9 protein-coding genes and 1 pseudogene are annotated in these 11,265 nt (G+C 45.1%); 9 read left to right on the forward strand and 1 reads right to left on the reverse strand.

All coding sequences use genetic code 11. The features are described 5' to 3' along the window. Nucleotides 1–42: 42 nt before the first annotated feature. Both L1D22_RS15065 and L1D22_RS15070 read left to right on the forward strand, forming a co-directional pair. A complete protein-coding gene (locus L1D22_RS15065; RefSeq protein WP_239830399.1) occupies nt 43–1,959 on the forward strand; it encodes a methyl-accepting chemotaxis protein in 1,917 nt (638 codons plus the stop codon). 208 nt (nt 1,960–2,167) lie between these two features. Next, entirely contained in the window at nt 2,168–2,368 is a 201-nt protein-coding gene (locus L1D22_RS15070) for a hypothetical protein (protein WP_017057910.1), read from the forward strand. A 242-nt stretch (nt 2,369–2,610) separates the two neighbouring features. Here L1D22_RS15070 and malK read toward each other — a convergent pair whose 3' ends face one another. Beyond that, nucleotides 2,611–3,723, reverse strand: coding sequence for a maltose/maltodextrin ABC transporter ATP-binding protein MalK (gene malK / locus L1D22_RS15075; protein WP_017633183.1), 1,113 nt, complete (start codon nt 3,721–3,723; stop codon nt 2,611–2,613). Nucleotides 3,724–4,388: 665 nt separating this feature from the next. On the opposite strand from malK, the gene malE reads away from it, so the two are divergent. From malE to L1D22_RS15110, 7 genes and pseudogenes are all read left to right on the forward strand, one after another. Then, nucleotides 4,389–5,573 carry a maltose/maltodextrin ABC transporter substrate-binding protein MalE gene (gene malE, locus L1D22_RS15080; RefSeq protein ID WP_239830400.1) on the forward strand — a complete coding sequence of 395 codons (1,185 nt, stop codon included), beginning with the start codon at nt 4,389–4,391 and terminating at the stop codon, nt 5,571–5,573. A gap of 82 nt (nt 5,574–5,655) precedes the next feature. Further along, complete coding sequence (gene malF / locus L1D22_RS15085) at nt 5,656–7,227, forward strand: maltose ABC transporter permease MalF (protein WP_239830401.1); 1,572 nt, start codon at nt 5,656–5,658, stop codon at nt 7,225–7,227. 11 nt (nt 7,228–7,238) lie between these two features. Continuing rightward, the gene (gene malG / locus L1D22_RS15090; RefSeq protein WP_017633186.1) at nt 7,239–8,129 is read left to right on the forward strand and encodes a maltose ABC transporter permease MalG; all 891 of its coding nucleotides are present in this window, start codon (nt 7,239–7,241) and stop codon (nt 8,127–8,129) included. A 550-nt stretch (nt 8,130–8,679) separates the two neighbouring features. Next, nucleotides 8,680–8,847, forward strand: a pseudogene (locus L1D22_RS15095) (IS66 family insertion sequence element accessory protein TnpB); the annotation flags it as partial. An 82-nt stretch (nt 8,848–8,929) separates the two neighbouring features. Beyond that, nucleotides 8,930–9,247: an IS66 family insertion sequence element accessory protein TnpB gene (locus L1D22_RS15100; protein WP_239830402.1), complete on the forward strand. Its 318-nt coding sequence runs from the start codon at nt 8,930–8,932 to the stop codon at nt 9,245–9,247. After that, a complete protein-coding gene (tnpB, locus tag L1D22_RS15105; protein WP_239830403.1) occupies nt 9,244–9,597 on the forward strand; it encodes an IS66 family insertion sequence element accessory protein TnpB in 354 nt (117 codons plus the stop codon). Before L1D22_RS15100 ends, tnpB begins: the two co-directional genes overlap by 4 nt. 59 nt (nt 9,598–9,656) lie before the next feature. Next, nucleotides 9,657–11,198 carry an IS66 family transposase gene (locus L1D22_RS15110; RefSeq protein ID WP_239830404.1) on the forward strand — a complete coding sequence of 514 codons (1,542 nt, stop codon included), beginning with the start codon at nt 9,657–9,659 and terminating at the stop codon, nt 11,196–11,198. Nucleotides 11,199–11,265 lie beyond the last annotated feature (67 nt).

The raw sequence follows: 11,265 nt of genomic DNA on the forward strand, positions 1-11,265 counted from the left end.
AGGGTACACAAATAACGAGCGATTCTTTTTGAAGGTCCAAATATGTTGAAAACTAACTCTCTGAGTATCAAGCAAAAGGTTGTACTTGGTATTACTTTTGCGGTTCTTGCTTCTACGGTCATTGTTGGCGCGATGGCACAGCAACAAGCAAGAGATGTCTTGAGTCATCGATTGGTTGATATTGAACTTCCTGGGATGCTTGAGCGAATCAATGGTGAAATTGACCGTGAAGTCTCTCAACTGTTGTTAGCGGCGGAGCAAATTGCGTCAAACGAATTCATCTCTGATGCAATTGAATCGACAGATCGCGACCCTGCACTAGAGAATAAGTTAGTTAAACAACTGAACAACGTTCGTAACCAATATCAGTTAAATGATGCTTCAGTGGCGAACCGTCAAACGGCTTACTACTGGAACCAAAATGGTTTCTTACGTCAGTTAAATCAACAGCAAGATGGTTGGTTCTTTGGCTTTACTCAGTCTGGACAGCCAACCATGGTGAGCATGTTCCAAGAAGCCAATGGTGAAGTGAAAATGTTCGCTAACTACCAACAGCCTTCTGGCTTAGCGATGTCTGGTTTATCAAAATCGATGGATGACATGGTGAGCCTACTGAACGGGTTCAAGATTGAAAATACTGGTTTCGTCTTTTTAACGGATAGCCAAGGTGATGTTCAAATCCACCGTGAACGCTCGCGCAGTGACTCTTCACTTCAACAACTTTATGGTTCTCAATCAAGCCAGCTTTTGAACAAGTCTGGCTTTAACCTGATTACCACAGAAAGCCAAGGCCAAGAGCTGTTCGTGGCAAGTTTATACGTGTCGTCGATGGACTGGTTTGTTATTGGTGTAGTACCAACAGGTGAAGTATTTGCTGAGCTAGATGAGACGGCACAAAAGATGCTGATCATGACTGCGGTTGTGGCGCTAGTGTTCATCCTAATGGGCGTAGTACTAGCAAACAGCATTACTCAGCCAATTAAATTACTGGCTAAACGCTTTGGTGACCTAGGTGAAGGTGATGGTGACCTTGCACAGCGTATCGAAGTGAAAGGCAACGATGAAATCGCACAGCTTTCAAAAGGTTTCAACGGATTCATTGAAAAGATCCACGAGTCGATGAAAGAGGTATGTTCAACAAGCCAAGCGCTTCAAGTGGCAGCAGAGAGCGTTTCTAACAAAGCGCACATCACTCATGACAATAGCCAAGAACAGCGTGACCAAACGCTTCAAGTGGTGGCTGCGATTAACCAAATGGGTATGACCATCAGTGAGATTGCATCAAACGCAGCAACAGCAGCAGAAACAGCAACACAAGCGTCAGGCAATACGGAAGTAGGTCGTTCTGTTGTGAACAAAGCCAAAGACGCGATCAGCCGTTTAGCTCAAGACATTGAAAGCACAGGCCAAGTGGTTGAGCAGCTGGCTTCAACAACGCAAGACATTGGCTCTATTCTGGGTGTTATCCGTGATATTTCAGAGCAAACTAACTTACTTGCACTGAACGCTGCGATTGAAGCAGCACGTGCCGGTGAACAAGGTCGTGGTTTTGCCGTTGTAGCAGATGAAGTACGTAACCTAGCAAGCCGCACTGCCGATTCAACGGAAGAGATTCAGAAGATGATCAACCAACTGCAAAGTGATGCGAAAGATGCGGTAACGGCAATGAGTGCAGGTAAAGTGATCACTCTTGAGGGTGTATCTGCATCGGATGAGGCGGTAGACGTACTGGGTGGCATTTCAGACCGTATCGTTGATATTACCGACCGTAACACGCAAGTTGCTACGGCAACGGAAGAGCAATCAACCGTGGTTCACACCATCAACCAGAACATTGAAGAGATCAACGCGATCAACGAAGTGACGACGGGCACGGCTGAGCAACTTGCAGAAGCGAGCCAAGAGCTTCGCGACTTGTCTTCTCGTCTAGATAAGATGGTTGGTTCATTCAAGCTTTAATACCTTAGGTCATAGCATGGCTTAGATGGTTACATCGACTAAGAGCTGGACTCATTTAATCGTGAATCCAGCTCTTTTTGTTTTGTGGTTTTGTTCTCTTCTAATTGACCTTAGCTTGATCTGGTTTCGGGCTTTAAACTCAATCACCCTAGCATCACAGGGCGTAAATGAGTAAAATCTGATTAGGTTTAATATTTAGGTAAGTATCATGAGCGATTTTGAAAAAGAACTAGAGCAGATGACTCAAGAGATGGGCGATGAGCCAGAGGTAAAACTGCCATCACTTGAAGAGCAAAAAGCGATCGTTGCTGAATTTAAGCGACTAGAAGCGGAAGGCAAACTGACTCCAGAAGTGTTAGAAAAGCATTTTGGCCAGTTCAACAAAAAAAGTGATACGCCAATCCACTAAGCTTAAGACACGTCCTCTCTTTTAAGTAATGGTTTTGAGTGGCTGTTTGAAGTGATTGGTTGAGCCGAGGCTCTAACTGAACAGATAAAGGTCTAGCACATGCTAGATCTTTTTTATTGCCTGCAACTAATGTGCTAGTGAAAGCAATGCGTGTTACTGATTAAGACCTTACAGAAAGACAAATCCCCCTTACAACGTAAGAGGGACTGAATTTGGACAGTTATCGAATAACAGTGAATCGATTAATCAGTGCCGTACTCTTTGTATAGACGACGACATGCTCGGCCATCGCTATGGAATAAGTGGCAACGGTGCGCTGGAATACCAATCGCTAGCTTGTCGCCAGGTTCAACTGTTAGCGTGTCTGGCTGACGATAGATAACGTCAGCATCTGCGCTTTCAAGGTTTAGGTAAACTTGAGTTTCGTTACCTAGTTTCTCGACGATCATTACTTCGCCTTCAATCGTTGCATCACCCGCTTCAGCAGACATCAAGTGCTCAGGGCGAACGCCCAGAGACATACGGTCGCCAACGTTAACGGTTGTACCATCAACAGGGATCCAGAAAGTCATGCCGTTTGAAAGCTGTACTAATACGCGTTCTGCTTCAGCCTGTTCAATGTGTACAGACATAAAGTTCATCTTCGGCGAGCCAATAAAGCCAGCAACGAAACGGTTTTGAGGGTAGTGGTATAGGTCAAGTGGTTTACCAACTTGAGATACATAACCGCCATCAAGTACCACAATCTTATCGGCCATTGTCATCGCCTCCACTTGGTCGTGGGTAACGTAGATCATGGTGCAACCAAGTTGACGTTGTAGCTTAGTGATTTGTGAACGCATTTGAACACGCAGTGCAGCATCTAGGTTAGATAGCGGCTCATCTAGCAGGAATACGTTTGGTTGAGAAACCAGAGTACGACCAATTGCAACACGTTGACGTTGACCACCAGAAAGAGCTTTTGGTTGGCGCTCTAGTAAGTGACCAAGCTGAAGGATTTCAGCAGCATGCTCAACACGCTTATCAATCTCAGCTTTATCAGCGTTCGCTAGCTTAAGACCAAAAGACATGTTGTCGTAAAGGTTCAGGTGAGGGTAAAGCGCGTAAGATTGAAATACCATACCTACGCCACGCTTTGATGGCTCAACGTCGTTCATGCGTTGGTCGCCAATGTACAAATCACCAGACGTAATGTCTTCTAGACCTGCGATACAACGTAATAGCGTCGATTTACCACAACCTGATGGTCCAACGAATACTACGAATTCACCTTCGTTGATGTCTAAGGTTACGTCCTTAGAAATCTGTACATCACCATATGATTTATAAACGTTTTTTAACGTGACACTCGCCATCTAGCTTGTCCTCGATCGATCAAATTTTAAGTTTTACTGCTTATCATTATAAGAAATTTTTGGGTCAGCAGTAACTGTAGGAATTGGTAAGTATTGAGTGAGTAAGAAAAAAAGTGGGTGAGACTTGGATTCTGTAACCAAGCCCACCCGTCATAGCCAAACTGGTGCCTATTTCCCCCACATCCAGCTAAACCTCCCCCGTGATTCAATCACAGATTTAGCTCGATGCTTAATAAAGACAACAGCGGGCAGTGAAGCCAGCTTAATGAACAATGTGGTTACACACGACACTTGCTGGTAAAGGGTTCTTACTATCCACTCTTGGATGAATGCAGTTTCCGTGAATTGGCGGAAGGGTACATCCTCCTAATAGAAAATTAACTAGGGGGAGTAGGAGGGGAGGAGTAGATATAGGGGGTTAATAATAATTGGCGATCCAGTTCAAATAAATCCACCACATAACGGTGATGTTGATCACGATGAGTATGTGTTTTGTGATTCTAGTCTCTAATCTGACCGGATGGCGATCACGAATTTAAGCCATAATAGCTAGGGCGTAGTGGCTAGGATGATGAGCTAGGGTCTGTTTTCTCAGATCATAACCTCCGAAAACTGGCTCGTCTTTGTAGATGTGCCCTACGTATAAATATAAAAAGGATATTCACATGAAAAACGCTCTAAGCGCTGTAGCTCTAGGTACATTGGTTGCTCTGGGTTCTTTTGGTGCAAACGCTGCTATCGAAGAAGGACAACTAACAATCTGGGTAGGTGGTGACAAAGCTTATGAAGGCATGGCTGAAGTAGGTAAACGCTTCGAAGAAGATACTGGTGTTAAAGTAACAGTTGCTTTCCCTGACAAGCTAGAAGAGAAATTCCCTCAAGTAGCAGCAGCGGGCGACGGCCCAGATATGATCTTCTACGCACACGACCGTTTTGGCGGCTATGCAGAAGCGGGTCTTCTTGTAGATATCAAACCTTCTAAAGAGACTAAAGAAGGTATCGTAGACTTCGCATGGGACGCTGTTTCTTACGAAGGTAAAACAATTGCATACCCTGTTGCCGTTGAGTCAGTTTCTCTAATTTACAACAAAGCACTTGTTCCTAACCCACCTAAATCTTGGGAAGAAATCCCAGCACTCAATGCTGAACTTCAGAAAGACGGCAAGAAAGCGATCATGTGGCCTCTACGTGGCGGCGCTTACTTCACATGGCCTCTACTTGCAGCTGACGGTGGTTACGCCTTCAAACAGACAGCAGAAGGTTACGACATTAAAGATGCGGGCGTAGCGACTGAAGGTGTTCAGAAGTCTCTAGGTTTCATCGAGAAGATGGTACAAGACAAAGTTATCTCTGCAGATATGGATTACTCAGTAGCTGAGTCTGAATTCGTTGCAGGTAACGTTGCAATGACAATCAACGGCCCTTGGGGTTGGGAAAACATCAAGAAAGCCGGCGTAGATTACGGTGTAACAACGCTACCTAAGTTCAACGGTAAAGCGTCTAAACCTTTCGTTGGTGTATGGGCTGGTGGTATCAGCACTGCTTCTCCAAACCGCGACCTAGCTGTTGAGTTCATGGAAAACTACCTACTAACTGATGAAGGTATGAAGAGCCTGAATGACGACAAGCCACTAGGCGCTGTTGCTCTTAACTCTTTCCAACGTCAACTAGACAGCGATACTCGTATTGCAGCAACAATGGACAACGCGATGAACGGCGAAATCATGCCTAACATCCCTCAGTTCACAACGTTCTGGTACAGCATGGAAGAAGCGATCGGCAACGTAGTTGACGGCCGTCAATCAGTAGACCAAGCACTAAAAGCTGCTGAAGGTCGTATGACTAAGTAACAACCAAGCACTACCTTTTAAGGAGAGGGCAACCTCTCCTTACTTTTCTATTTTTTTATCTATATCGCTAGCAGGTTCCTCTATGCAGTCAGTTCAAGGTACAGATGCTATCCCAGCACCATCAAGCCTTCCAGGCAGTAAAAGCGTCTTCATCAAATGGGGGTTGCTTGGTAGCGTTGGCTTAATTAACGGCTACGCTACAATTCTAATGTATTCTCGCGGTGAGCTCGCTTTTGCGTTGCTTACAGTGATCTTAACGGCTTTGGCACTTTACATTTTTGGTAGTAAGAAAACTTACGCCCACCGTTATATTTACCCAGGTATTGCCGGAATGATCTTATTCATTCTTTTCCCATTGGCATACACCGTAGGGCTTGCGTTTACAAACTACAGCGCAAAAAACCAGCTTTCTCTAGAACGTACTCAAACCGTTCTTTTAGACCGCACTTTCCAAAGTGGTGATAGCTACCCATTCACTTTGTACAAAACAGACGACGGTCACCAGATCGTGGTTAAAGATGGCGACCAACTATTAGCGACTGACGTATTTTCTCTAGATAATATGACAGCGACAGAAATGGACCTATCTGCAATCGAGTCTACGCAAGGTGAAAAAGAGAAGATCAAAGCGATCATCCAAAACCGAGCAGCGATCAGTGGTGTTGATTTCAACCTACCGGACGGTGGTGACATCCGTATGAGTGGCTTACGTAAGTTTGCTTCTGTTGCTCCGCTTTACACTCTTCAAGATGATGACGAAACGTTAATCAACAACGAAACGGGTGATGTTCTCAAGCCAAATATGGAGTTAGGTTTCTACCAATCTGTTGATGCCAATGGTGAGTTTACAGGTAACACAATCTCTCCGGGCTTCGTTGTTAGCATTGGTACACATAACTTTGAACGTGTGTGGAAAGATGAAGGCATTAAAGAACCGTTCATCAGCATCTTTATTTGGACGGTTATCTTCTCTGTATGTACCGTAGTGTTCACACTTGTCATCGGTCTTGTACTGGCGAACATCGTACAATGGGAAGAATTGAAAGGCCGCTCTATTTATCGTGTTCTACTGATTCTGCCTTACGCCGTACCAGCGTTCATCTCGATTCTTATCTTTAAGGGTTTATTCAACCAGAGCTTTGGTGAGATCAACATGGTGCTCGAGAATATCTTCGGCTTAAGCCCGAACTGGTTCTCAGACCCAATCCTTGCGAAAACCATGGTGTTGATTGTTAACACATGGCTAGGTTTCCCTTACATGATGATTCTATGTATGGGCTTGCTGAAAGCGATTCCTGATGACTTATACGAAGCGTCAGCAATTGACGGTGCGAACTTCCTTGATAACTTCAAGCGCATCACATTCCCATTGATGATTAAACCGCTTACACCGCTACTGATTGCAGCGTTTGCCTTTAACTTCAATAACTTCGTAATGATTCAACTATTGACGAATGGTGGCCCGAACATGATTGGTACTTCTGAGCCAGCGGGTTACACAGACTTGCTTGTAAGCTACACGTACCGAATTGCATTCGAAGGCGGCGGCGGTCAAGACTTCGGTCTAGCAAGTGCAATCGCAACGCTTATCTTCCTATTGGTTGGTGCACTAGCGTTACTAAACCTTCGTTTCACTAAACTGTCTCAAGATTAAGGAGCACTACAATGGCTATGGTACAAGGTAAAGGCCTTAAATACCGAGTGTGGGCAACGCATGCAGTGTTGTGGTGCTTCTTGGCAATGATTATCTTCCCACTTCTGATGATCATCGCGATCTCGTTCCGTGAAGGTAACTTCGCAACGGGTAGCTTGATTCCAGACAACCCATCATTGGAGCACTGGAAACTCGCACTAGGTATTTCAGTAACGAACGCAGATGGCTCGGTAACGCCACCTCCATTCCCTGTTTTAACGTGGTTATGGAACTCGGTTAAAGTAGCGGGTGTGACGTCTATCTTGATTGTGGCACTGTCTACGACATCGGCTTACGCATTTGCTCGTATGCGCTTCAAGGGTAAAGAAACTATCCTGAAAGCGATGATGATTTTCCAAATGTTCCCAGCGGTACTTGCTCTAGTGGCTATCTACGCGTTGTTTGACAAACTTGGTCAATACATCCCGTTCTTAGGCTTGAACACGCATGGCGGTCTGATCTTCTCTTACCTAGGTGGTATCGCACTGCACGTTTGGACGATTAAGGGCTACTTTGAGACGATTGATAACTCTTTGGAAGAGGCTGCAGCACTGGATGGTGCAACGCCTTGGCAAGCATTCAGACTGGTTCTACTGCCATTGTCTGTGCCAATCCTAGCAGTTGTGTTTATTCTGTCGTTCATTGCAACAGTAGGTGAAGTACCAGTAGCGTCTATCCTACTTACCGATGTGAACTCTTACACGCTAGCAGTAGGTATGCAGCAATACCTATACCCTCAGAACTACCTATGGGGTGACTTTGCGGCAGCGGCTGTACTTTCAGCACTTCCGATTACTATCGTGTTCTTACTTGCTCAACGTTGGTTGGTTGGCGGTTTGACGGCAGGTGGTGTAAAAGGATAAGCTGTATCTCATAAGAAAGAAAAAGAGCGACCTTTTTGGTCGCTCTATATTGGCATTTTTATTACACCATTTGGTTTGGCCGCCGATCAGTAATAAAAATAACCCTCAGGTTACGCATAGCTGGCTACTAATCAGGTTCCTTACGCCATTAATGATTAGTGGTTTTTGTAACTCTAACCCAGGTACTTACTTGGGTTTTTTTATGCCTAGTATTTAATTTCTTGTCTCAATTATAATAAACTCATTTCCAAACAACACTTCAGTCAAATTAGCATGCGACGTATAGCGTAAATATTGAGTGCTCATACTTAAATTACACATTGATATGTGATCAAAGCACACTATTCTCCAAAGTCCAAAGTCCAAAGTCCAAAGTCCAAAGTCCAAAGTCCAAAGTCCAAAGTCCAAAGTCCAAAGTCCAAAGTCCAAAGGGTTTAATTGTTAACAACTTGAATATGATGAGTTGTGTCGTAAGCGCGTCATAAACCCCGCATTCTAATCGTTTTGCACGAGTAATAAGATCAGGTCTTCAACCACAAGGAGACTTGCAATGGCAATTCGACGCACAAACCAAGAATGGGAAACTCTTCTAGAAAGCTATGAGCACAGCAACATCACTCAACGTGCTTTCTGTGAACAGCACGGACTCAGCTTATCGACGTTCTTCGCAAAACGCCGTCAACTTCAGTCGACAATTCAATCAGCACCTGTCGGATTTGNGTAAGCGCGTCATAAACCCCGCATTCTAATCGTTTTGCACGAGTAATAAGATCAGGTCTTCAACCACAAGGAGACTTGCAATGGCAATTCGACGCACAAACCAAGAATGGGAAACTCTTCTAGAAAGCTATGAGCACAGCAACATCACTCAACGTGCTTTCTGTGAACAGCACGGACTCAGCTTATCGACGTTCTTCGCAAAACGCCGTCAACTTCAGTCGACAATTCAATCAGCACCTGTCGGATTTGTTAAAGCTGAAGTCGTTGAAAAGACAACCAAGTATCAAGCTCAATTAGCAACGGCTAACATGACACTGCTCGTCAATGATGTTGAGTTGAGCATTCCACAAGGCACGCCAGCCACTTATCTCGCAGAGCTCATCGGTGCGCTATCATGAAACGTATGCTCAGCGCTTCAGAGATTTATCTATATCGTGAGAGTGTCGATTTTAGAAAGTCCATCAACGGCCTCGCTGCGATTATCGAAAGTGACACCGATTTGCCTTTGGGTAGTGGCGCACTGTTCTTGTTTACCAACAAACAGCGCGACAAAATCAAAGTATTGTATTGGGATAAAACAGGCTTCGCCCTTTGGTATAAGCGACTCGAAAAAGCCAAGTACAAGTGGCCTACAAAAGAGAAAAATGAAGTGTTTACCCTGACTCAATTCGAGCTTGATAGACTGCTTTCTGGCTTCACGATTATCGGCCATAAACCCGTTCGAATAAACGATTTTACAATGACTTAATCGATAATAAAGCCTTATCCACCAAGCGTTAACGGCATGATTTTAGTATAATAAATGTCATGAAAAAGACGCCAAATATCAACCCAGAAAGTCAAAGTGTTGCCGAGCTACAAGCGATGGTGAAAGCGCTGATGCTCTCTCAGGAGCAGAAGGAATCTCAATGGCAACAAGAGCGTCAATCCTTACTTGAACAGCTCAAGCTTGCCTTCGACCGCCAGTTCGCTAAACGCTCGGAGGCGTTAAAGCCTTACGACGAATTTCAAGGTGACCTCTTCAACGAAGTGGAATGTGAAGCGGCTAAGGAAAAAGAGGTTGAGGTCACGACAACCACCACAACGAAGAGGCGTGGTAAGCGCAAGCCACTTCCAAATACCTTGCCTCGTGAGGTTATCGAACTCGATTTAGACGACCATGAAAAGCAGTGCGCATGCTGCAAACATGGTCTGCATAAAATCGGTGAAGACCGCAGTGAAAAGCTGGAGTTCACGCCCGCTGTACTCAAAGTGCTGGAATATGTTCGTCCTAAGTATGCTTGTCGTCAGTGTGAGCAAACCCAAGACAACAACCGCATCGTTCAAAAGCCAGCGCCGCAAAGTATTATCCCTAAAAGCTTCGCAACAGAAAGCTTGCTTGCCAATATCATCCTTGGCAAATACCAATACGCGATGCCACTGTATCGACAAGAGTCGTTGTTTACTCAATCGGGTATCGAATTATCACGCACCACTATGGCAAGGTGGATTATCCAAGTCAGTGAGAAGTTCGTACCGCTTTATGCGGCCTTGAAAACACACCTACTAGAGCAATTAGTGGTTCAGGCGGATGAAACACCACTCAATGTTCTCAAGGAAGATAAGCAGTGCTACATGTGGCTCTACTGCTCGGGCGCAGACTCGCCAGAAGCCGCACTTCCCAACGTGAAAAATATCGCCTTGTACGACTATCAAAACAGTCGCGCGAGGGCGTGTCCTGTCGCCTTCTTGGGAGACTATAGCGGTTATCTGCAAACCGATGGCTATGGTGCCTATGACGGTCTTCACCAAGTGACCAATGTTGGCTGCTTGGCGCATGCACGGCGTAAGTTCATGGATGCTAAGAAGCTTCAAGGAAAAGGCAAGTCAGGCAAAGCGGATAAAGCACTGGCTAAAATCCAGAAGCTCTATGGAATAGAATCACGCTTGAAAGGCATCTCTGCCGAAAAACGAAAAGCAGAGCGACAGATACACGCTAAACCAATACTGGATGATTTTTACGAATGGATGACAACTCAGAAAGTGATAGGCTCTAGCTCACTGGGTAAAGCGATAAAGTACACGCTTGGGCAATGGCCGAAGCTCATTCGCTATATCGACGATGGTCACTTATCTATCGACAATAATCGTGCTGAGCGCGCAATTAAACCGCTGGTCATTGGCAGGAAGAACTGGCTCTTCTCGACCAATCCTAACGGGGCTGAAGCGAGTGCGATGCTTTATAGTATCGTCGAAACTGCAAAAGCCAACGGCCTTATCCTCTACGACTACATGGTCAAGTGCATGAAAGAGCTGGCGAAAGCAGAGCCAGATATCGATGCGCTCCTACCTTGGAATTTCAAACATTAGTAATATCGCCCCGTGGGTTCATGGGGCGGATACCTTGTATTTACGGTAAAGCAACTGTGTAGAGTGT

The sequence above is a fragment of the Vibrio sp. Isolate34 genome, assembly GCF_022397915.1.
Lineage (GTDB): Bacteria > Pseudomonadota > Gammaproteobacteria > Enterobacterales > Vibrionaceae > Vibrio.

Coding starts and splice junctions, on each gene's coding strand:
- L1D22_RS15065 (WP_239830399.1), top strand. CDS start 43: ATGTTGAAAACTAACTCTCTGAGTATCAAGCAAAAGGTTGTACTTGGT.
- L1D22_RS15070 (WP_017057910.1), top strand. CDS start 2,168: ATGAGCGATTTTGAAAAAGAACTAGAGCAGATGACTCAAGAGATGGGC.
- malK (WP_017633183.1), bottom strand. CDS start 3,723: ATGGCGAGTGTCACGTTAAAAAACGTTTATAAATCATATGGTGATGTA.
- malE (WP_239830400.1), top strand. CDS start 4,389: ATGAAAAACGCTCTAAGCGCTGTAGCTCTAGGTACATTGGTTGCTCTG.
- malF (WP_239830401.1), top strand. CDS start 5,656: ATGCAGTCAGTTCAAGGTACAGATGCTATCCCAGCACCATCAAGCCTT.
- malG (WP_017633186.1), top strand. CDS start 7,239: ATGGCTATGGTACAAGGTAAAGGCCTTAAATACCGAGTGTGGGCAACG.
- L1D22_RS15100 (WP_239830402.1), top strand. CDS start 8,930: ATGGCAATTCGACGCACAAACCAAGAATGGGAAACTCTTCTAGAAAGC.
- tnpB (WP_239830403.1), top strand. CDS start 9,244: ATGAAACGTATGCTCAGCGCTTCAGAGATTTATCTATATCGTGAGAGT.
- L1D22_RS15110 (WP_239830404.1), top strand. CDS start 9,657: ATGAAAAAGACGCCAAATATCAACCCAGAAAGTCAAAGTGTTGCCGAG.